The following is a 23791-nucleotide window of genomic DNA, read 5'->3' on the forward strand; positions in this document are numbered from 1 at the left end:
ATTAGAATGATGTTTAGAAAGTTGACTTTTTAACACTATGATATTAAAATAAATATGTTACTTTAAATTGGATACAGGGAAGTATCCAATTTTTTTGAGTATTTATTCAGAATTTTAATATGTTTAGTCAGTTTAAGTGTAAAATTGGAGGAGTAATAATGAATTTGTTTACAAGAAATGATATAAGAAATGTGGCAATAATCGCCCATGTCGATCATGGTAAGACCACATTGGTAGATGCATTATTAAGACAAAGCAATATATTTAGATCAAATGAAAAAGTTGAAGAGAGAGTCATGGACTCAAATGATCTTGAAAAGGAAAGAGGTATTACTATACTATCAAAGAATACTTCTGTAATGCATAAAGGAATTAAAATAAATATAGTAGATACACCAGGCCATGCAGATTTTGGAGGAGAAGTAGAACGTGTACTTGAAATGGTAGATAGTGTCTTATTATTAGTAGATGCTTATGAAGGACCTATGCCTCAGACAAAATTTGTTTTGAAAAAAGCATTGGAATTAAAACTAAAACCAATAGTTGTTATAAATAAAATAGATAAGTCGGATGCAAGACCTTCTGAGGTGCTGGATGAAATTTTTGATTTATTTATAGAGTTAGGTGCTAATGACGAACAGCTTGACTTCCCTGTAGTTTATTGTTCTTCAAAAGCAGGTTTTGCTAAAAAAGAAATGGAAGATGAATCAGACAATATGGAACCTTTATTTGATGCAATAATAAAGAATGTTGCTCCACCTCAGGGATATTTAGATATGCCACTTCAAATGTTAATTACAACTATAGACCATAATGAATATGTAGGTAGAATAGGTGTAGGAAAAATAACAAGAGGAAGTATAAAGAAAAATGAGCAGGTTGCACTTATAAGAAAAGGAAATAAAATAGAGAATGTAAAAGTGTCTAACCTTTATGTTTATGATGGGCTTAAAAAGAAGGAGGTAGATGAAGCAAAACTTGGTGATATAGTTGCGGTATCAGGTATTCCTGATATAAACATAGGTGAAACTATAGCAGATGCTTCAGAACCAGAAGCTCTTCCTTTTGTAGATATAGATGAACCTACATTGAGTATGAACTTTATGGTAAATGACTCACCATTTGCTGGAAAAGAAGGAGATTATGTAACTTCAAGACATTTGAGAGACAGACTTATGAAAGAACTTGAAACAAATGTTGCTCTTAGAGTTGAAGAAACTGATTCACCAGATTGCTTTATAGTAAGCGGCAGGGGAGAACTTCATCTTTCAGTTTTAATAGAAACTATGAGAAGAGAAGGTTATGAATTTCAGGTTTCAAAACCAACAGTTATATATAAAGAAGAAAATGGAAAAAAATTAGAACCTATTGAATATTTGACTATAGATGTACCCGAAGAGTTTATGGGAATTGTTATGGAAAAACTTGGACCTAGAAAAGCTGAAATGGTAAATATGACCTCAGCAGTTAATGGATATACAAGATTGGAATTTAAAATACCAGCAAGGGGACTTATTGGATTCAGAAATGAATTTATGACAGATACCAAGGGAAATGGAATAATGAACCACGTATTGGACTGTTATGAAGAATACAAAGGAGATATACCAGAAAGAACAAGAGGATCACTTGTAGTATTCGAACCAGGTACTGCTATAACTTATGGACTTTTTAATGCTCAGGAAAGGGGAATGCTTTTTATAGAGCCAGGAATAGAAGTATATGAGGGAATGATAGCTGGTGAATGTTCAAGAGCTGAGGATATAGAGGTAAATGTATGCAAAAAGAAGCATTTGACAAATACAAGAACTTCAAGTGCAGATGATGCATTAAAGTTAGTTCCTGTAAACAAAATGAGTCTTGAAAAATCCTTGGAATTTATAGCATCGGATGAATTAGTGGAGATTACTCCTAAGAGTATAAGAATGAGAAAGAGAATATTAAATACAGATCTTAGAAAAAAGGCTGCAAGGAGAAAATAGTAAAAGTTTTTACACATAAGAATAACTATTTAATTTGAAGTTATTTTGGAGGAAAAAATGAGCGGTGTTGCATATGAATACATGGAAAATTATATAAGATCATTGATAGGAGAACATGATGGAATATTAAAGGAGATGGAAGAGTATGCTAGATTAAATTCTGTTCCAATAGTTCATAAGGAAGTGGCAAGATTTTTAGAGCTTATGATAACTGTGAAAAAGCCCTTAAAAATTTTGGAGCTTGGAACGGCAATTGGTTACTCTGCTATTCTCATGAGCTTAAGTTCCCATAAAAAAAGTCATATAACAACAGTTGAAAGAGATAAACACATGATAGAAATCGCCAGGAAAAATGTAGAAAGATATAAATTTGAGCAGCACATTGATATTATAGAAGGAGACTGCCTGGAAGTACTTAAAAGTATGCAGGAACAATATGATTTTATATTTATGGATGCAGGCAAAGCGCACTATAATCATTTTTTACCTTATTGTTTAAAACTTTTAAATGAAGAAGGTATAATAGTAGCAGATAATGCATTATTTAGAGGAATGATTGCTTCAGATGAATTGGTGAAGAGAAGAAAGATAACTATAGTAAAAAGAATGAGAGAGTACTTAAATACCATATCTGATCATGATAAATTTATAACGTCAATTATACCTATGGGAGACGGTATAGCTGTTACAGTGAGGAGGAATTAAGATGAAAAAACCAGAACTTCTAGCACCAGCTGGTAATCTTGAAAAGCTGAAGACAGCTATAAACTTCGGTGCTGATGCAGTTTATCTTGGAGGCAGCAAGCTGAATTTAAGAGCTTTTGCAGATAATTTTGCAGATAATGAATTAAAAGAAGGAATAGAGTACGCCCATAAAAGGGGTAAAAAGGTATTTGTAACTGTAAATGTGTTCCCTCATAATGAAGATTTAGTGGGAATGGAAGATTACTTAAAAAAGTTATATGAATTAAAGGCAGATGCAATACTTGTATCTGATCCAGGAATAATAATGACTGCAAAAGAAGTTGTCCCCAATTTAGAACTTCATCTAAGTACTCAAGCCAATAATGTGAATTGGAAATCAGCTATGTTTTGGCACAACCAAGGAGTAAAGAGAATAGTACTTGCAAGAGAGTTATCGCTTAAAGAAATAAATGAGATACGATGCCATTTACCGGAGAGTTGTGAAATAGAAGCTTTTGTCCATGGCGCAATGTGTATGTCTTATTCTGGTAGATGTGTACTTTCAAATTACATGACAGGAAGAGATGCCAATAGAGGTCAATGTGCCCAACCGTGCAGATATAAATATTATTTGATGGAAGAAAAGAGACAAGGGGAATACTTTCCGGTATTTGAAGATGATAGAGGAGCTTATATATTAAATTCTAAAGATTTATGTATGATAGAGCATATTCCTGAACTAGTTAACAGTGGCATAAATTCATTAAAAATAGAAGGAAGAATGAAGAGTTCATATTATGTGGCTACTGTAGTAAAAGCCTATAGGAGGGCAATAGATGCCTATTTTGAAAATCCAGATTCCTATAGATTTAAAAAAGTATGGTTGGATGATTTAATGAAAGCAAGTCATAGAGTATATTATACTGGATTTTATTTTGGAGATCCGGACAGACAGATATATGAAACCTCTTCATATATAAGAAATTATGATATAGTAGGAATAGTGAAAGATTATGATGGTCTTGAAGAAAGGGCTGTTATAGAACAGAGGAATAAGGTTCTTAATGAAGATGAAGTAGAAGTGCTTAGACCTAAAGGTGATGGTTTTTGTATACGCCTTTGTGATATGAGAAACGAAGAGGGAGAAAAAATAGAATCGGCACCTGTAGCTCAAATGATATTTACAGCTAAGGTAAGTAATAAAATGGAAAAGGGAGATATGCTTCTAAAAGCAAAAAGTGATAAATAAAAAATAAATATGGTAAAAATGATAACATTATGAATAAAACACCTTATTTTGGACAAAATTTTAGTCTAGATGAGGTGTTTTTTTATGTTTGAGATTAATAGAAATGTAATTAGAAAAAGACAGTGTTTTTTATTTATAGTAATTATTTTAATATTTTCAGTATTATATTTTAAAATAGTAAAGGTGCAGTATTTTGGATGGAACAAATTAAGTGTAATGGCGGATTCTCAGTATTCCTACAAAGAAGATCTCACAGATGCCAATTACAAATTATTTGATTCTTATGGAAGACAGCTTATGAGTTATAATAAAAAATATTATGTTGTAATACTGCCGGAAGTGTTTTTAAAAGATAATCAAAATGCAGATTCAGAGAAAGTTTTGACACTTGTATATACTCTTAGAAATTATAATAGCAGCTATGATTTATCTAAGATAGCTGTGCTAAATAGCAGTCAAAAAGTATATTATGAAATTGACGCAAGCACATATAATAAACTAAAGGATATAAAGGGTGTAAATGGATTTTATACCTATATATACTCCCCATTAAATAGGAGCGGAGTGTGGAGCATAGAAAATTTACTTGAAAATCCTAGAAGAACCAAGGATAATAAGATGAAATCTGGGAGTTCTTTGGAAATGCAGATATATAATAAAACTAAGAATAACGAAAAACCCCAGGTAGTATTTGAGAGGGATGTAAATGGAAATATAATAGGGAAAAAGACCAATTCACCTAAAAATAATGTAAATGTTAGGTTGACTGTAGATAAAGATATAGAAGATAAAATAAAAGAAGTGTTAAATAATAGCGAAAATAAAAACTATGGCCAGATTGGTGTAGTTTTAATGGAGGCAAATACAGGCAAGATAAAAGCTCTAGTGCAAAAAGATGATAGTAAGCCAAATGTAAATTTAGGGGTTTCTACTAATCACGGATTTTTTCCTGGATCTATATTCAAAGTTTTAGTGGAGGAGGCAGGACTCGATAAGAATATGATAAGTGTAAATGATAAGTTTACATGTAGAGGACTTTATGAAGAAAAAGATGAGTCTCATCACGGAACTTTGACTCCAGAGGGAGCACTTACACTGTCATGCAATGATATATTTTCTCAAATAGGAAATAAAGTTGGATTTAACAATTTTTATGACAATGCAAAATCTCAAGGATTATTTCAAAAAGTATTAAATTTGGATAGTGAAAAAGAAGGCCGATTTGAGGTGAAGAACCCAAGTTATAGTGATGGAAGTCTGGGACTTGCAGCTATAGGTCAAAATGTAAGAATAACTCCACTGGAAGCTATAAGTATACCAAATACAGTTATAAATGATGGAGTATATGTTAAGCCTTACATAGTAGATAGCTACGTAGATGATAAAAATAATATTATAGAAGAAGTTAATACTACAAGTAATTCTGTAATTGAAAAATCTACAGCAGAGGAAATGAAGAAGCAGATGATAAATGTAGTTGATATGGGTACAGCAAAATCAGCGTATATAAATGACATGGAAGTAGGAGGAAAGACCGGAAGCACACAGAGAGTGGAACTCACTGGAAGCAGCAAAACTGCACAGGAACATTCAGATGGATGGTTTTCAGGTTTTTTTAAAGCAAATGGAAGATATTATTCGATGGTAGTTTTTGTTCAAGATATAAATAAAGACAGCCAAAGTGGTGGAAATACTGCAGCCCCTATTTTTAAAAATGTGATTTTGAAAGTACAGCAGTATTTAAAATGAAATTAAATAAATTTATTTATGTGTGCACTTTTTTTAAATATATTCATAGTATATTAATAAGCACTGTTAGGAGGAGCAACAAGTGTTTTTAACAAATTGCTTATTAGATATCCTGGGAAATGTAGTATTTATGACGGCTTACGTTACAAATAGTAGTTCATTTCCACAACCCTTAAGTGATGAAGAAGAAGAATATTATCTCAAAAAATTAGAACAGGGAGATTTGCTTGCTAAAAGTATTTTAGTGGAGAGAAATTTAAGACTAGTAGCACATATTGTAAAAAAGTATTCATATCCTAGTAAAGAAGTAGATGAATTAATTTCAATTGGAACTGTTGGGCTTATTAAAGCAATAGATTCTTTTGATATGTCTAAAGGAACTAAACTAGCAACATATGCAGCAAAGTGTATAGAAAATGAGATATTGATGCTTATAAGAAATAATAAAAAAATTAGAAATGAAGTGTACTTAGAAGATCCTATAGGTGTTGATAAAGAAGGAAATGAAATATCTCTTATGGATGTTCTCAGTAGTGATGAAGGTTCTATAATTGAGATTGTAGAACAAAAATTACAGGTAAAAAAATTATATTCTAAAATAAACACTTGTTTATCTGAAAGGGAAAAAAGTGTTGTGGAAATGCGATATGGCCTCTTGGAAGGAAAACCAAGGACTCAAAGAGAGATAGCTAAGTTGTTAGGAATATCGAGATCTTATGTATCAAGAATTGAAAAAAAAGCTTTAAAAAAGTTGTACAAAGAATTAAATTATGGTACAGGATAATTTTGGATGAAAATTAGAGAGTAAAGGTTTTAATAAATTCCATTATGTATTTTTATACAATTTTATGTAAATGCATATGGAATTTATTTTACTTTTTGATAATTATAAATAACTTTAACTCAAATTAAAATTTTTTATAAAAAAGTAGACATAAGTGACGAATATAATAAGGTATAATATAATTTTATAAATAACTTTTAAATTTTTGAATTAAAGTTTTATTCTATAAAATAATTATTGAAAATATAGATGTATCAGAGAGGGGAACTTAAATTGCTATCACTAAAAGATTTATTAGAAATAACTATTAAAGAAAAGGCATCAGATTTGCATCTTACCGTAGGCATAGCTCCTGTAATAAGGGTAAATGGAGAACTTGAAGTACTTGGAAAGGAAAAACTACAACCATCAGATACAGAAAGATTTAGTAAAGAAATATTGGGTAAAGATTATGATAAATATATGAAAATTGGAGAAATCGATATATCATTTTCTGTAGCTGGACTTGGTAGATTTAGAGTAAATGTTTTTAAGCAAAGGGGAAGTAATGCCATTGCAGTGAGAGTTGTAGGATTGAAAATACCTACTTTAAATGAACTTAAATTTCCACAGGTAATAAAAAATCTTTTATCCTATAAAAAAGGATTGATTTTGGTAACAGGACCTACAGGCTGTGGAAAAAGTACGACTTTAGCAGCTATGATAAATGAAATAAATTGTACAAGAGCCGCACATATAATAACTTTAGAAGATCCTATAGAATATTTACATAAGCATAACAAGTCCATAATAAATCAGAGGGAAATAGGGAAAGATTCTCAAAGCTATGCTAATGCCTTAAAGTCAGTACTTAGAGAAGATCCAGATGTAATTTTAGTGGGGGAAATGAGAGACCTTGAAACTATATCTGTTGTGCTTACGGCTTCTGAAACCGGACATCTGGTATTTTCAACGTTACATACCATAGGAGCAGCAAAAACTATAGATAGAATTGTAGATGTATTTCCACCGTATCAACAACAGCAGATAAAAATACAATTAGCAGCAGTTTTAAGGGGAATAGTCTCACAGCAGCTTATACATAGAGAAGATGGTAAGGGAAGAATAGCAGCAGTTGAGACTATGATTGCCACTCCTGCCATTAAAAATATGATAAGAGAAGGAAAAACCTATCAAATAGAATCTTCAATGCAAACCGGGTCAAAGTATGGTATGAAGACAATGGATATAGCACTGGCGGAACTTTATAAAAAAGGATTAATATCTTATGAATCTGCCATTGCCTATGCTTGTGATGCAAATATAATAACTAAAATAATTTCCTTATAGAGAATTTATGTAGAAAAGTAGAACTTTTAAGTGCTGCTTTTTTATATTAATCAAATATTTTGATTAATTATTATAATTACTATAGTAATTAATTTTTATTTGTGCTAAAATAACCTTGAATTAGGGGGGATTAAATTGAGCATTTTTAAGGAATTAATTCATAATACCTCTCGTGTTTTAACTTATACAGTTTATATAATATCTATTTACTATTTGTTTATATCAATTTTTGGCATACGGAGAAAAAAAGATACTGGAGAGGTAAAACCGAAAAAAAGTTTTGCGTTAGTTGTTGCAGCTCATAATGAAGAAGTTGTAATTGATGACATTATAGAAAGTTTAAAAAAACTTGATTATCCTAAGAAATTATACGACATTTTTGTAATTGCAGATAACTGTACAGATAAAACTGCATTAAAGGCTAGAAAAAAAGGTTCCATTGTATATGAAAGATTTACTGAAGGAAAAAGAGGTAAAGGTTATGCACTGGAGTGGATGTTTGATAGGATCTTTAAGATGAAAAAAAAATATGATGCTGTTGCTATATTTGATGCTGATAATTTGGTTAATAGAAATTTCTTAAAGGAGATGAATAAGCAACTTTGCAAAGGCTATAAAGTTGTTCAAGGTTATTTGGATAGTAAAAATCCCCGCGATACATGGATTACGGGAAGTTATTCTATAGCATTTTGGACCTGCAATAGGATGTTTCAACTAGCCAGGAGTAATTTAGGTCTGTCGACTCAACTTGGTGGAACTGGTTTTTGCATAGATATAGCTGTTTTAAAAAAATTAGGTTGGGGTGCTACATGTCTTACGGAAGATTTGGAGTTTACATGTAAATTGGTATTGCATGGTTATAAGGTAGGATGGGCTCATGATGCCATAATATATGATGAAAAGCCACTTACACTTTTCCAGTCTTGGAAACAGAGAAAAAGGTGGATGCAGGGATTTGCAGATGTGTCTAGCAGATATTTTTTTAAGCTTTTGAAAAAATCAATAAAAAGTTGTAATTTTGTACTTCTTGATTGTGCATTTTATAGTATTCAACCTATAGTAACTGTTCTTATAGGAATTTCTGCTATAAGCGGCGTAATTCAATATTTCATGAAGACATATAATTTAATATCTAATTTCAATACAGTTGTATACTCTATAAATTTTGATTTATTTACGATTATAGCGATACTATTTTCTATATTACAATTTGTATATACTCCTTTTGTACTTATTTTAGAAAAAAATTAGATCTTAGGATATTTGGGTATTACATAATTTATCCTCTATATGTTATAACGTGGTTTCCAATTTCTCTTCAAGGAATTATATACAAAAACGATAAAGAATGGAATCACACTATTCACAGTAGAAGTGTAAAGATAAAAGATTTAGAAAAAGCTAATTAAATAAATTTTTATTGGGGAAAAGGCTGTAAGTCTTTTCCCCTTATTGGGGTGTATCTGAACAGGATTTATTCCCAAATTAATTTAATATTGTTTAACTTAATTTGAGTTTTTATTAAAATGTGATAAAATATAAGAGGAAAATTAGATTTTTTGTTGAATATATATTTTGGATGTGTATTTCCTATAGTTTTCTTTATCCGATGACTACCTGCTCGTGCTCTAATATGTGATAATATTTTATATTTATAATAAAAATTGTATGAATGTAAATAAGATCTTTACTTTATGAAATTGAGGAGCGGTTGCGTACATGGATAACGTCTTCTAAGATTCAAAAAGTTGAATCTAGGAATTATGTTTATGCAAAGGAGGGAAAAAATACTTTAATGAATGAGTATATAATTGGCATAGATATAGGTTCGTCCAATATATGTGCTGCTGCTGGAAAAGTGGACAAACATGCTGGAGTACAGATAATGGGTATAACTTCTTCAAATTGTACCGGAGTGAAAAGAGGAATAGTTGTAGATATAGATAATACTTCAGAATCTATAAAAAAATGTATAAGTTCTCTAGAAAGAATGCTTGATACTAAAATATCGGAAGCGTATATATCTTTACCAGGAGGAATAAGTGAAATTATTTGGAATAAAGGTGTAGTTGCTGTATCTTCAGAAGATCGTGAAATAAAACAAAATGATGTAAAAAGAGTTTTAAAAGCATCTAAGATTATTACGGTTCCAAATGATAAAGAAATAATAGGGGTAATACCTGAGCAATACATAATTGATGGTTACGACAAAATAAAGGATCCCATAGGTATGAGCGGATTAAGATTGGAAGTAGACTCACAAATAATAATGGCTCAGTCAGCAATAGTAAATAATATTTTTAAAAGCGTAAATAAAGCAGGAATAAAAGTTTTAGGAGTAGTATTTCAACCCATAGCTATATCTGAAGTAGTATTAAAAGAAGATGAAATTCAACGGGGAGTAGCTTTGGTTGATGCAGGAGCGGAGTCTATAAACATTTATATTTATGAGGGTGGAAATTTGAGGAGTATAAGTACTATAGGTTTAGGTGGAAATATAATAACAAATGATATTGGAGTTTGCTTAAAACTTTCTGCTTCAGAGGCAGAAAAACTCAAAATAAAATATGGAAGTCTTGAAATAAACCATGATGAAGAAAACTTTAAGATAGAAGTAGATGCTGATTATAATAACAAAGTAAAAGTTGACTATAATATTTTAGTTCAAATTATACAAGCTAGGGTAGAAGAATTATTTTCTATAATAGATAAGGAAATAAGAAATTCTGAGTATTATGATAAACTTTCGGGTGTAGTTATGGTAGGAGGCGGAATGGCTGCTATAAATGGAATAGAAAAATTTGGTGAAAATGTGTTGAAGAAGCTTGTAAGAATTGGAATCCCAAAATACATAGGAGCAGCTAGTCCTATGTATGCTACAGCAGTTGGAGTAGTAAAGGATGTTTCAAATTCAATAAAAGTTAAAAATACGGCATTTACGGATCCGATTGAAAATAAAGATATATGTGATTATGAGGAAACAGATCAAAAAGAAAAAACAAGTAAAAAAAATAAAAATAGTAGTTTTGTATCAAGAATAAAACAATTCTTTACAGATTTTTTTTAATAAAGGAGGCAGGGTATTGTGTTAGATTTTGATGTTGATGTTCAACAATTTGCTCAGATAAAAGTAATAGGATGCGGCGGTGGAGGAAATAATGCCGTAAATAGAATGATAAAAGAAGGATTAAAAAATGTTGAATTTATAGCTATAAATACAGACAAGCAAGCATTAATGCTTTCACAAGCATCGCAAAAAATACAAATAGGTGATAAGCTCACCAAAGGACTTGGTGCAGGGGCAAATCCTGAAATAGGAAAAAAGGCTGCAGAGGAAAATAAGGATGAAATATCTCAAGCTATAAAAGGTGCGGACATGGTATTTATTACAGCAGGTATGGGCGGTGGAACTGGTACAGGAGCAGCTCCTATAATTGCAGAAATTGCAAAATCAATGGGTATACTTACTGTAGGTGTGGTCACTAAACCTTTTCCTTTTGAAGGAAGAAAGAGGATGCTTCATGCAGAAATGGGAATAAAGGATTTGAAGGATAAAGTTGATACTTTGGTTACAATACCGAATGAAAGGTTACTTTCTGTAGTGGATAAAAAGACAACTTTAATGGAATCCTTTAGACTTGCAGATGATGTATTAAGACAAGGCGTTCAAGGTATATCAGATTTAATTACTATACCTGGACTTGTAAATTTAGATTTCGCAGATGTTAGAACAATTATGATAGACAAGGGTCTTGCACATATGGGTGTAGGTAAGGGAAATGGTGATAATAGGGCACAGGATGCAGCAAAACAGGCAATATCAAGTCCACTTCTTGAAACTTCCATAGTAGGGGCTACTGGAGTACTTTTGAATATAACAGGTGGACAGGATCTAGGGCTTTTAGAAATAAATGAAGCTGCAGAGATAGTTCAAGATGCAGCAGATCCTGATGCAAACATAATATTTGGAGCCGTTATAGATGAGGAAATAAAAGATGAAATAAGAATTACTGTAATAGCTACAGGTTTTGAAACGGGAAAGGATGAAGTTAAGAGGGAGACAAAATCCGATATCAAATCTTCAAGACGAAGTATGATGAATAATGAGGATGAAGCGGCAGCTTCCGTAGAATATGAGAAAATTGATGAAAATAATTTGGAAGTACCAGCTTTCCTAAGGAGACAGAGAAAGTAGAAAAAATCCGTGTATAGTTTAAACTATACACGGATTTTTTATTATCTAACTTTATGCAATTCAAATGATTTTAAATAGTACTAAAAAAAGATTTTGTGGCATAATATAGAAAATAAAAATATTGTATATGATTAAAAAATGACAAAATTTTGAAATATATAAGTATATAATAAAGGTAAATACAGGAAAACGAAGGTGGAGGTGAGTTTACAATTGGTAGTATATGCAGACTTGCTAATTTTGATAAACTTTATAGTAAACTTTTTTTTATTGCATATTACAGGAAGAACTCTTAAGTTAAAGATAAAACTTAAATTTATGATTTTAGCTGCGGCCATAGGAAGTGGTTATACGGTTACATTAATTTATCCAGCTTTAAATATATTTTCTGCTTTCTATTTTAAAATTTTGGTAGCAGCTATGCTAATTTATATCTCTTTCGGTAATAGGGGATTTATATGTAACTTTAAGATTTCAGTTGTATTTATTTTGTATTCTATGCTGCTGGCAGGTGTTTGCATGTTTGTACAATATAGTAATTGCTCTTATACAGGAGATTATATGATAATTAATTTCCCTTATGAATGGCTTTTTATTTCTATCATGGTGTTGTACATAATAATTGATAGGTTGGTAATTTATGTTAAGGATAGGAACAGGATGTTTAAATTAATTTATGATGTAGATATTGTATTTAAAGACAAAAGCAAGACTGTAAAGGCTTTTTTAGATACCGGGAACGAGCTTAGGGAGCCAGCTACCAATTTGCCAGTAGTGATAGTTGAGAAGTCTGTATTCGAAAATATAAATCTAGAGGAAATGGATAAGTTTTACATACCCTATAGAGTTATAAACGGCAAGTGTGGCAAGCTTCAGGGCTTTAAGCCAGATGTAGTAAAAATAGACTTTGGACAAGAGACTAAATGTAGAGAAGTTATAATTGCTATTTGCAAGGATAAATTGAGTAAATTTGACGATTATCATGCACTTCTTTCTAGGGGAGTGATATAGGCGATATGTGTATAACGGATGATATGCTCATGGATAAGTTTTTCCCCTAAAGGATAACGTATTCTAAGTGCTAAAGACACTAAGAATATTGTTAATAAGACTCAGATGGAGAAAGAATATTCCTCACAAACAAACCCCATTTGGGCCTAATAATTACTTGATGTAAAAGGAAATTAAATGATGGAGGCTATGATTATGCTTAGGTTAAAAATATTGTTGAACAGAATACTTACAAAATTTAAATTTGCAATAAAAAACATATATTATATAGGGGGAAATGATGTACTACCACCTCCACTTAGCAAAAAAGAAGAAGAGGATTTAGTTTTGAAGCTAGTTTCTGGGGATGAGAAGGTAAGATCTACTCTCATAGAAAGGAATTTGCGCTTGGTAGTTTATATAGCTAGAAAGTTTGAAAATACGGGGGTAAATGTGGAAGATTTAGTATCAGTAGGTACCATAGGTCTTATAAAAGCAGTAAATACATTTAATCCTGAAAAAAAAATAAAATTAGCTACATATGCTTCTAGATGCATAGAAAATGAAATACTTATGTATCTGAGAAGAAATAGTAAAACAAAGGCAGAAATCTCTTTTTATGAACCACTCAATATAGATTGGGATGGAAATGAATTATTACTTTCTGATATTTTAGGAACGGACAATGACGTAGTTTACAATTTTATAGAAGATGAAGTGGATAAGCAGCTTCTAATGCTAGCTATGAAAAAATTAAGTGACAGGGAAAAGGAGATAGTTAATCTAAGGTTTGGATTAAATGGCAAAAGTGAAAAAACTCAGAAAGAAGTTGCAGACTTACTTGGAATATCACAGTCTTATATATCAAGGTTAGAAAAGAGAATAATAAAGAGACTTAGAAAAGAAATAAATAAAATGTTATAGGGTTGTCTTTAGTATAAAACTCAGCTTCTTAGTAAATACTTAAAATGCTATATATTCTAAAGGGGCTGATTACATGATAATTAATAAAGTAGAAATTTGTGGCGTAAATACATCAAAATTGCCAGTTCTCAAGGGAAAAGAAATGAAAGAACTTTTAATAAAGATGCAGCAGGGAGATAATGAATCTAGAGAAAAGTTTATAAAGGGTAATTTACGATTGGTGTTAAGTGTAATACAGAGGTTTAATAACAGGGGAGAAAATGTAGATGATCTATTTCAAGTAGGATGTATAGGGCTTATAAAAGCCATTGACAACTTTGATTTAAGTCAAAATGTTAAATTTTCAACTTATGCTGTACCTATGATTATAGGAGAAATAAGAAGATACTTAAGGGATAACAATTCCATAAGGGTAAGTAGATCTCTTAGAGATATTGCTTATAAAGCACTTCAAGTTAGAGATAAATTAATAAGGGAAAATAATAAAGAACCAACTATATCACAAATATCGGAGGAATTAAATATACCAAGAGAGGAAGTGGTATTCGCATTGGATGCCATTCAGGATCCAGTTTCCCTGTTTGAACCCATATATCATGATGGTGGTGATGCAATTTATGTAATGGATCAAATAAGTGATACTAAAAATTTGGATGAAAACTGGTTGGAAAACATATCAATAAAAGAAGCCATGAAAAAATTAAATGACAGGGAGAAATTAATACTTAATTTAAGATTTTTTGATGGAAGGACTCAGATGGAAGTAGCAGATGAAATAGGTATATCACAAGCGCAGGTATCTAGGTTAGAGAAAACTGCTTTAAGGCATATGCGAAAATATATATAAATAGGTATAATGTTTAATTTATAATAATTAGAAACTCAACTTTCACACATATGAAATTTTGACTTAATATAAAAAAATTACGACGTAATTTTTTTAGTTAATAGTTAAGAATTAAAAATTAATAGTTAATGTGGATTTTTTCCGTTACACTACAAAAAATCTTTGATTAAGCTTTTCACCACTCGTTTTGCTAAAACAAAATATTACTAAAAGCTGACTTATATAAATTTAAAAATTTTTTGCGAGAGTTAAAAATCATCCTTCACTATTAATTCTTCATTATTAATTCTTAACTTGCGAAGCTTTGCTTCGCGAAGTTTTTAAACTGCGAAAGTTAAGTTAGAAAATAATTAAAAATGGGGGATGTACATAAATGGAGTTAGAAGGAGATTTATTTTCTTTAACTAATCTAAGAAATATGGAAATAATAGATATAAATACGGGTGCAAAATTAGGTTTTATAAAAGATCTAAAGATAAATTGTGAAGAGCATAAGATAATATCAATTATTTTACCATCTCAAACTTTTAAAATATCATTATTTGGGAAAAATGAAGATATAGAAATACCCTGGGGTAATGTAAAAAAAATAGGTGTAGATGTAATTTTAGTCGATGGAAAAAATCTTGTAGAGGAGTAGAAGTTTCCACAAAATAAGTATATAATTATAATATGTATACTATCTTATATGAAGGACGTGAATTAAAGTGAAATGCCCTTATTGTGGATACAATGAAACTAAAGTAGTGGATTCAAGATCTACAGATGACAATATGGCTATACGAAGAAGAAGAGAATGTTTAAGGTGTAATAAAAGATATACCACTTATGAAAAAATTGAAAATGTACCCATTTTAGTTGTAAAGAAAAATATGAATAGGGAATATTTTGACAGGACAAAAATATTAAATGGATTAATAAAAGCTTGTGAAAAACGTCCTGTTTCAAGAAAACAAATTGAAAATATAACCGATGAAGTAGAGAAAAAGATAAATAATAATATGATTACAGAAATAAGTTCCTCGGAAATAGGGGAAATTATTATGGAGAATTTAAAAAAGGTGGATGAAGTATCTTATGTCAGGTTTGCGTCTGTTTACAGACAATTTAAGGATATAAATACTTTTATGCAGGAAATAAAAAATCTTATTTCAAATAAATAAATGGTATGCTTTAAGCATATCATTTATTTTATGTTAAATTAAAGTTAAAAGATATTTATAATCCCATCAATTAAAAAAACAATGTTAAAATATATTTAAGATAATTTTAAAGATGTTTTTGATTTTGAAATAAATTCTAGATGGAGGATTAATATGGAGAAAATTACAGTAGAAGATTATGAATTTATAAAAATAGATTTACAAGGTGCAGAAGTAATATTTTCAACAGCTAAAAATGATTTAAGCTTTAATAAATCCACAGATTCTGGAAAGGAAAATATTAAAAATTTAAAAAGATGGTTTAATTTGAAAACTGTGGGATATTTGAATCAAGTTCATGGGTGTCAGAGTATAATTTATACAGGCAAAGATGAAGAGGATGCAGATGGAATAATTACAAATGAGCGTAACACAGCTGTAGGGGTTTTTAACGCAGATTGTATTCCAATACTTTTATATGATAAAAAAAATAAGGTTATAGCAGCAGTCCATAGTGGATGGAAAGGTACTTTAGCTTGTATTCTTTCTAAAACTATTGAAAAACTTGAAAGGAATTTCAAAAGTGAATCTAAAGATATAATAGTATGTGTAGGACCACATATTCACAGCTGCTGTTATGAAGTTGGGGAAGAAGTAATGGATAAATTTAAAAACTCTGATTTTTATAGATTTAAGGATGTATTTAGAAATAGAAATCTTGATCTAAAAAAATGTATATTATATCAACTTCAAGACAGAGAAATAGAAAGTGAAAATATAAAATATTTAGATATATGTACCTATTGTAATACTGAATATGAAATGCATTCTTATAGAAAAAATAAAGACTATGGAAGAATGTTTTCATTTATTTATCTAAAATAAAAATGGGGGATTATTATGTTACAAGAAAAGATATTAATAGTAGATGATGAAGAACATATTTGCGAACTTATTAAATTTAATCTTGAGAAAAATGGATATAAGGTTATTGTGGCAGGAAATGGGATAGATGCATTGAAAATTGTAAGGGAAGAGATGCCTCAGTTAATTTTACTGGATGTAATGCTGCCTGGAATGGATGGATATGATGTGTGTAAAGAAATAAGAAGGGACAATGCTATATCTTTTATTCCTGTAATAATGATAACTGCAAGAGGAGAGGAATTTGACAAGGTACTAGGATTAGAACTTGGAGCAGATGATTATATGACAAAGCCTTTTTCTATAAGGGAACTAGTTGCTAGGGTTAAAGCTGTACTCAGGAGAACAGCATTAAAACCTGTAGATAAATGCTATGTATTTGGACAGGTAAGCATAGATTTCGATAAACATGAAGTCATTAAAGATGGAGAAAAGGTAGAATTAACCTTAAAAGAATTTGAACTCCTAAAAATGCTTATAAAAAATAGGGGAAGAGTAATGACTAGAGATTTTCTATTAGATAAAATATGGGGATATGAATATGTTGGAGAAACTAGAACAGTGGATGTACACATAAGGCATTTAAGACAAAAAATAGAGGATTTCGACAAAAAACCTAAGTATATTGAAACTATTCGTGGCATTGGTTACAGATTTAACTCAGAAGAGTAGTTGGTGAAAAAAATGAAAAAAAGATTAACGCTTTCCATGCTTTGTACTCTTATATTTAGTATGCTTATAACAACTATATTATTTATAGTAATTGAAAATCATGAATATATTGAGAATATGAAACAAACTTTAAAAGTGAATAACCAGATTATAATAAATGTACTGAAAAATGAAAAGATAGATAACCGGGGAAGTTTTTTTAAAAAGCAATTTGAAAATAAACTTATAAGAGAAACTTTAATAGACAGGAATGGTAAAGTAATAAGCGATTCTGTGGCAGTAGAAAAGGATATGAATAATCATAATCAAAGGAAGGAAATTCAAGAAGCAAGAAAAAGTGGGACTGGTTATGATATAAGAGTTAGTGATACTACGGGTAAAAAAACACTTTATTTTGCTACTATATTTAAAGATGGATATGTAGTAAGAAGTGCATTTACCATGCAGACAATTAAGGGATTTGAGGATGATTATTTTAAATATTATATAATTATAACTCTTTTCTCCATACTTGTTTCTATAGTATTTGCCTTAAAGCTTTCAAAGTCCATAGTAGGCCCTATAAAAAAGCTTCAGTATACTACATCTAGTATAGCAAGTGGAAAATTGGATAAAAGAGTGAGAATTAATTCTAAAGATGAAATAGGGGAATTGGCAAATACATTTAATTATATGGCAGATGCTCTTCAAAGTACCCTAAAGGATTCTCTAGATAAGCAAAATAAACTAGAGGCAATACTTAAAAGCATGGACAGTGGTGTAATAGCTGTTGATACTAAGTACAATATTATAATGATAAATCCCTATGCAAAAAAGATATTTGGTATAAAAAAAGATATAATAGGTGAAAGTTTGATAGATAATATAAGGGATTTTGAACTAGAAGATATATTTAAAAGTATGGAGGATGACTACAGAGAAATCAAAATACTGTGGCCAAGAGAGAGAGAATTAAGGGTAAAAACAGCCTATATCATAAATAGCAGTAAAAAAATAGGTAAAGTGGCAGTAATTCAAGATATAACGGATATAAAAAAGTTGGAGAATATGAGATCTCAATTTGTGGCCAATGTTTCGCATGAATTGAAAACCCCTCTTACTTCTATAAAAGGATTTGCAGAAACCTTAAAGTATGTAGATGATGCTGAAAATAAAAATAGATTTTTAAGCATAATAAATGATGAGGCGGATAGACTTACCAGATTGATAAATGATATATTAACTCTTTCCCATATAGAAAGTAATAGTATAGATAAGGTAGAAGAAGTAAAAATAGACGACATAGTAAAAGATGTTTGCTGTATGATGAAAACCGCAGCATATAAAAAGAATATTAAGATAGAGAAAATAGGAGATAAGGTACCTAGCATATGGGCTGATGCAGATAGATTTAAGCAGATGGTAATAAATCTCATGGACAATTCAATAAAATATACTAACAATGGTGGCACAGTAAAAATTGGAACAATACTTCAAGATAATAATTGTGTTTTATGGGTAGAGGATAATGGGGTAGGAATTTCAAAAGAGCATCAAAATAGACTTTTTGAAAGATTTTATAGAGTGGATAAAGCTAGATCAAGAAATCAGGGTGGAACAGGACTCGGACTTGCTATAGTAAAACATATAGTTTTAGGCCTTAGTGGAACTATAGATCTTCAAAGTGAAGTTGGAAAGGGAAGTAAATTTATAGTTAAAATTCCGTTGGATGCTAATAGTAAAAATGAAAATATGTAATAAATGTTAAATTAACATCTGTACTTAAAGAAATAAGTGCGGATGTTAATTTTAATTAACATACATGTAATAAAGGATTAATCTTTGAGGAATATTATAAACAATGTAGGTAGTAAGTGTTTGATGCAATATTATTGTTAGGAAGCAAATTTTAAGGAGGTCTAATATTATGAAGAAAAAAGGCTTAAGAGCTCTTATAGCAGCTATTACTATTACTGTAGTTGCAGGAGCATTTGTTGGATGCGGTGGAAGCAAAAATCAAAGTAGTTCTGGAGGTACATCAGAAGGATCTAAACAGGAAGTAACAGGAGCTATAACATTAGCAGGATCTACTGCACTTCAGCCTTTAGCAGAACAGATCGGAAAGACGTTTTCTGGGAAAAACCCGAAGGCAACTATAAATGTTCAAGGTGGAGGAAGCGGTACTGGTTTAAATTTAGCATTACAGCATACCGCAGATATAGGAAATTCTGACGTAACGGCAGAATCAAAATTAGATGCAAGTAAGGCAAAGCAGTTAGTAGACCATAAGGTATGTGCAATAGGATTTGCAGTAGTAGTAAATCCTAATGTTAAGGTTGATTCTTTAACAAAAGATCAAATACAAAAAATATTTACAGGCCAAATTACTAATTGGAAGGATGTAGGCGGAGATGACATGAAGATAAATGTAATAAATAGAACAAAGTCATCTGGTACAAGGGCTACATTTAAAGATACGGTAATGGGTGGAAAGGATGAAAAGGAAGGAATTGGAACAACTCAGGATGCTAATGGAAGTGTAGAAAGTGCAATCAAGACAACTCAAGGTTCTATAAGCTATCTAGCTCTTTCCTATTTAACAGGATCAGCAAAAAATAATGTTAAAGCTTTAAAAATAGAAGGCGTTGAGGCTTCAACGGAGAATATAACTTCTAAAAAATATCCCTTCTGGTCCTTTGAACATATGTATACAAACGGAGAAGCAAAAGGACTGGCCAAAACTTATATAGATTACGTGCTTAGTGATGAAAATAAAGATACTATAAAGAAACTTGGATATATACCAATGAGTGATATGAATGAAAAATAATTTGGAAGGTTTTAATGGCTGGCTGCAAAAACAGTTGGCCATTAAAAATATAAATTTGAGGTCGGTGAATATGGAGAAAAAGTCATTTTGGAATAAACTAAAAAATGAGTATATAGGAAGAGGATTTGCAACGCTTTGTGGATTAATTATTATAGTCCTTACATTGAGTATAATAGTTTTTATATTTTCAAAAGGAATAAACACATTTGTAAAATGGAGATATCCTATAACTGAGTTTTTATTTACTTCTAATTGGGTTCCTGACAGCAGCAATCCAAAACTTGGGGCAGCTATATTTTTTGTAGGATCTATACTTGTTTCTGTAGGAGCAGTTATAATAAGTGCACCTATAGGTATAGCACTTGCTGTATTTATGCATTATATATCTCCTAAAATAGGTTCTAAGATATTACAACCTTCTCTAGAATTATTTGTAGGTATACCTTCAGTTGTATATGGTTGGGTAGGATTTAGTGTACTTCTGCCATTTTTAAAAACAAGCTTTGGGGGTATTGGTTTTAGCTTAATTGCAGGTATATTAGTTTTGAGTATAATGATTTTACCTACTATAGCAAGCATATCGGCAGATGCTGTAAAAACTATTCCTAAAAGCTATATGGAGGCATCTTATGGACTTGGTGCAACTAGATGGCAGACTATAAGAAGAGTCATAATTCCATCTGCTAAAAGTGGTATATTGACGGGAGTAGTATTAGGTCTTGCTAGGGCTTTTGGAGAAGCTCTTGCAGTGCAAATGGTAATAGGAAATACAGTGAAATTCCCTAAAAATTTATTGAGTCCTACATCCACACTTACTAGCGTTTTAACTATGGATATGGGCAATACTGTATCTGGAACTGCATGGAATGACGCATTATGGTCTTTAGCGCTATTTCTTTTAATAATTTCTTTTATATTTATTATAATAATACGAGCTATTGAAAAAAGGAGTGAAATAAAATAATGGATGCTAAAGTTAAAGATAGAATTTGGACTGGAGTCTTTTATGCAGTAACTGTTTTTGTAATAGCTCTTTTGGTAGCTTTGATAGGATATATATTGTTTAAGGGCATAGGCTTTTTTAAACCATCATTTTTATTTGGAAATGAAAAATTTGGAGAAGCAGGAGGAGGTATAGGACCTCAGCTTTTTAATTCTTTTTACATGCTAATAGTTGCACTTATTATAAGTATTCCTTTTGGTATAGGAGGGGGAATATACTTAGCAGAGTATGCTAGAGAAGGAAAGCTTTTAAATATGATAAGATTGTGTATAGAGACCATGTCTTCTTTGCCCTCTATTGTAGTAGGATTGTTTGGACTTCTCATATTTGTAAATATGACCGGTTGGGGGTTTACACTATTATCAGGGTCGTTAGCCATATCTATATTAAATTTGCCAGCTTTAACTAGGGTAAGCGAAAATGCTATAAGGATAGCATCAATTCCTGTAAAAGAGGCTAGTCTTGGACTTGGTGCAACAAGGTGGCAAACTATATCGAAGGTAGTTCTTCCGTCGGCAATACCACAGATATTGACAGGTATAATACTTGCAGCAGGGAGAATATTTGGAGAAGCAGCAGCACTTTTATATACGGCAGGAATGAGTGCACCTAAATTAAATTTCTCCTATATAAGTTTGACTAATAATGGTTCTGCTTTCAGCTTAATGAGACCTGCGGAAACGATAGCAGTATATATATGGAAGTTAAATTCTGAGGGAATGGTACCAGATGCATCGCAAATAGCTAATAAAGCTTCTGCAGTTTTGGTAATTATGGTATTATTGTTTAATTTTTTAGCCAGAATTCTCGGAAAAAAAATATATGAAGCCTATACTGGTAAAAAATGAGGAGGAAAGTTGATGGATATAATATATACTAAAGATCTTGATCTATATTATGGATCTACCCAGGCTCTTAAAAAAGTAAGTTTGAATGTAGAAAAAAATTCAGTTACAGCATTAATAGGACCTTCTGGGTGTGGAAAATCTACATTTTTGAGAACTTTAAATAGAATGAATGACTTGATAGAGTCAGTTAGAATAGAAGGAAAAGTGTTTTTTGAAGGCAAGGATATATATCAAGATTATGATGTAATAGATTTGAGGAAAAGAATTGGAATGGTATTTCAAAGCCCTAATCCATTTCCTATGTCAATATATGACAATGTAGCATATGGACCTAGGATACATGGTATAAAGGACAAAAGTAAATTAGATGAATTAGTTGAAAATAGTTTAAAAGGGGCAGCTATATGGGATGAAATTAAAGACAGATTGAATAGAAGTGCACTAGGGCTTTCTGGTGGTCAGCAGCAAAGATTGTGTATAGCAAGAACTCTTGCAGTAGAACCAGAGGTGCTGCTTATGGATGAACCTACTTCTGCATTAGATCCTATATCTACATTAAAAATAGAAGAATTAATGGATGTATTAAAGAAAAAATATACTATAATAATAGTTACGCATAATATGCAGCAGGCTGGTAGAATATCAGATTATACTGCTTTTTTCCTAAATGGAGAAGTTATAGAAGCACAAAAAACAGAAAATATTTTTTATAAACCTAAAGATAAAAGAACAGAGGATTATATTACAGGAAGGTTTGGCTAAACTATAATTTTAAAATAAAGGTATATATTATATTTAAGAGAGGTGATATTGTGCCGAGAAGTAAATTTGATTATGAATTATCGGAAATGCACAATGATGTACTTAGGATGGGAAGTGTAGTTGAAAAGCAAATTCATCAATGTATAGAAGCTTTAGTTAATCAAGATATAAAAATTGCAAAGGAAACTATAAAAAATGACGATTTAGTGGATAATTTCCAGAAAGAAATAGAAAATAAGTGTATAAAATTGACAGCAAGAGAACAACCTATTGCTACGGATTTAAGGATAATATTTACTACATCTAAATTAGTAACTGACCTAGAAAGAATAGCTGATCATGCTGTAGACATAGCGAAAGTTACATTGAGACTAGGAAGTGAAAAGTATGAAAGAAAGCTTATATATATACCTCAAATGGCTGAGATAATAAATAAGATGATAAAGAGGGCATTAGATGCTTATGTGGACAGAAACGTGGAAGAAGCGTATGAAGTTTGCAAAATGGATGATGAGGTAGATAAATTATATAAAAGTGTATTTAAAGAAATGCTGGAATTGATGAATAAAGATAAAAGCAAGATAAATCAATTTGCCCAATTGTTATTTGTATGCAAATATTTGGAAAGAATAGCGGACCATGTAACTAATATATGTGAAGAGGCCATATATTTAGTTACAGGAGAACAAAAAGATTTAAATGAATAAATATATTTAGCAATGCACTTAGGAAACTAGGTGCATTTATTTTGCAAAATATTAGCCTTTGGTGTAAATTAAGTTATCAGTAAATTTCTGTAGAATTTTTAATTATTTTTAATTTTTAATGTCATGTAATATATTAAAATGGTATAGTTCATGCATTTAGTTATCATATTAATATTATATTCGCATATAAT

At 30.7% G+C, this 23791-nt stretch carries 21 protein-coding genes and 1 pseudogene; all 22 read left to right on the forward strand.

The window, feature by feature from the left end; genetic code table 11:
- Positions 1–158 precede the first annotated feature (158 nt).
- The 22 genes and pseudogenes from typA to phoU all read left to right on the forward strand — a co-directional run bounded on the left by typA (position 159) and on the right by phoU (position 23600).
- The gene (gene typA, locus WY13_RS19640; protein ID WP_063557248.1) at positions 159–1982 is read left to right on the forward strand and encodes a translational GTPase TypA; all 1824 of its coding nucleotides are present in this window, start codon (positions 159–161) and stop codon (positions 1980–1982) included.
- Between the two features lie 57 nt (positions 1983–2039).
- Positions 2040–2687: an O-methyltransferase gene (locus WY13_RS19645; protein WP_063557249.1), complete on the forward strand. Its 648-nt coding sequence runs from the start codon at positions 2040–2042 to the stop codon at positions 2685–2687.
- Position 2688: 1 nt separating this feature from the next.
- Positions 2689–3915, forward strand: a complete 1227-nt coding sequence (locus tag WY13_RS19650) for a peptidase U32 family protein (protein ID WP_063557250.1) — start codon at positions 2689–2691, stop codon at positions 3913–3915.
- 84 nt (positions 3916–3999) lie between these two features.
- Complete coding sequence (locus tag WY13_RS19655; RefSeq protein ID WP_063557251.1) at positions 4000–5664, forward strand: penicillin-binding transpeptidase domain-containing protein; 1665 nt, start codon at positions 4000–4002, stop codon at positions 5662–5664.
- A gap of 82 nt (positions 5665–5746) precedes the next feature.
- Positions 5747–6448, forward strand: coding sequence for an RNA polymerase sporulation sigma factor SigK (gene sigK / locus WY13_RS19660; RefSeq protein WP_063557252.1), 702 nt, complete (start codon positions 5747–5749; stop codon positions 6446–6448).
- A gap of 273 nt (positions 6449–6721) precedes the next feature.
- Complete coding sequence (locus WY13_RS19665; RefSeq protein ID WP_156499088.1) at positions 6722–7777, forward strand: type IV pilus twitching motility protein PilT; 1056 nt, start codon at positions 6722–6724, stop codon at positions 7775–7777.
- 135 nt (positions 7778–7912) lie between these two features.
- Positions 7913–9186: pseudogene (locus WY13_RS19670) on the forward strand (glycosyltransferase family 2 protein).
- 386 nt (positions 9187–9572) lie between these two features.
- Complete coding sequence (gene ftsA / locus WY13_RS19675; RefSeq protein ID WP_063557254.1) at positions 9573–10844, forward strand: cell division protein FtsA; 1272 nt, start codon at positions 9573–9575, stop codon at positions 10842–10844.
- 18 nt (positions 10845–10862) lie between these two features.
- The gene (gene ftsZ, locus WY13_RS19680) at positions 10863–11972 is read left to right on the forward strand and encodes a cell division protein FtsZ (protein ID WP_013237895.1); all 1110 of its coding nucleotides are present in this window, start codon (positions 10863–10865) and stop codon (positions 11970–11972) included.
- Between the two features lie 213 nt (positions 11973–12185).
- Positions 12186–12983, forward strand: coding sequence for a sigma-E processing peptidase SpoIIGA (gene spoIIGA, locus WY13_RS19685; RefSeq protein WP_063557255.1), 798 nt, complete (start codon positions 12186–12188; stop codon positions 12981–12983).
- 195 nt (positions 12984–13178) lie between these two features.
- Complete coding sequence (sigE, locus tag WY13_RS19690; protein WP_023163094.1) at positions 13179–13886, forward strand: RNA polymerase sporulation sigma factor SigE; 708 nt, start codon at positions 13179–13181, stop codon at positions 13884–13886.
- A 73-nt stretch (positions 13887–13959) separates the two neighbouring features.
- Positions 13960–14733 carry an RNA polymerase sporulation sigma factor SigG gene (gene sigG, locus WY13_RS19695; RefSeq protein WP_063557256.1) on the forward strand — a complete coding sequence of 258 codons (774 nt, stop codon included), beginning with the start codon at positions 13960–13962 and terminating at the stop codon, positions 14731–14733.
- A 373-nt stretch (positions 14734–15106) separates the two neighbouring features.
- Positions 15107–15373: a YlmC/YmxH family sporulation protein gene (locus WY13_RS19700; RefSeq protein WP_063557257.1), complete on the forward strand. Its 267-nt coding sequence runs from the start codon at positions 15107–15109 to the stop codon at positions 15371–15373.
- 67 nt (positions 15374–15440) lie between these two features.
- A complete protein-coding gene (nrdR, locus tag WY13_RS19705; protein WP_013237900.1) occupies positions 15441–15896 on the forward strand; it encodes a transcriptional regulator NrdR in 456 nt (151 codons plus the stop codon).
- A 153-nt stretch (positions 15897–16049) separates the two neighbouring features.
- Positions 16050–16760, forward strand: coding sequence for a peptidoglycan editing factor PgeF (pgeF, locus tag WY13_RS19710; protein WP_063557258.1), 711 nt, complete (start codon positions 16050–16052; stop codon positions 16758–16760).
- Between the two features lie 15 nt (positions 16761–16775).
- A complete protein-coding gene (locus tag WY13_RS19715) occupies positions 16776–17471 on the forward strand; it encodes a response regulator transcription factor (protein WP_063557259.1) in 696 nt (231 codons plus the stop codon).
- A 12-nt stretch (positions 17472–17483) separates the two neighbouring features.
- Positions 17484–19208 carry a two-component system histidine kinase PnpS gene (gene pnpS, locus WY13_RS19720; protein ID WP_063557348.1) on the forward strand — a complete coding sequence of 575 codons (1725 nt, stop codon included), beginning with the start codon at positions 17484–17486 and terminating at the stop codon, positions 19206–19208.
- A gap of 169 nt (positions 19209–19377) precedes the next feature.
- On the forward strand, positions 19378–20280 hold the full coding sequence (locus WY13_RS19725) for a phosphate ABC transporter substrate-binding protein (protein ID WP_063557260.1): 903 nt from the start codon (positions 19378–19380) through the stop codon (positions 20278–20280).
- Between the two features lie 70 nt (positions 20281–20350).
- Positions 20351–21244 (forward strand): phosphate ABC transporter permease subunit PstC, encoded by an 894-nt coding sequence (pstC, locus tag WY13_RS19730; protein ID WP_063557349.1) that lies wholly within the window; start codon positions 20351–20353, stop codon positions 21242–21244.
- Positions 21244–22131, forward strand: coding sequence for a phosphate ABC transporter permease PstA (gene pstA / locus WY13_RS19735; RefSeq protein ID WP_063557261.1), 888 nt, complete (start codon positions 21244–21246; stop codon positions 22129–22131). Before pstC ends, pstA begins: the two co-directional genes overlap by 1 nt.
- A gap of 12 nt (positions 22132–22143) precedes the next feature.
- Positions 22144–22893 carry a phosphate ABC transporter ATP-binding protein PstB gene (gene pstB / locus WY13_RS19740; RefSeq protein WP_063557262.1) on the forward strand — a complete coding sequence of 250 codons (750 nt, stop codon included), beginning with the start codon at positions 22144–22146 and terminating at the stop codon, positions 22891–22893.
- A gap of 50 nt (positions 22894–22943) precedes the next feature.
- On the forward strand, positions 22944–23600 hold the full coding sequence (phoU, locus tag WY13_RS19745; protein ID WP_063557263.1) for a phosphate signaling complex protein PhoU: 657 nt from the start codon (positions 22944–22946) through the stop codon (positions 23598–23600).
- The last annotated feature ends 191 nt before the right edge of the window (positions 23601–23791 follow it).

This window comes from Clostridium ljungdahlii (assembly GCF_001636845.1).
In the GTDB taxonomy this organism is placed as follows: Bacteria; Bacillota; Clostridia; order Clostridiales; family Clostridiaceae; genus Clostridium_B; species Clostridium_B ljungdahlii_A.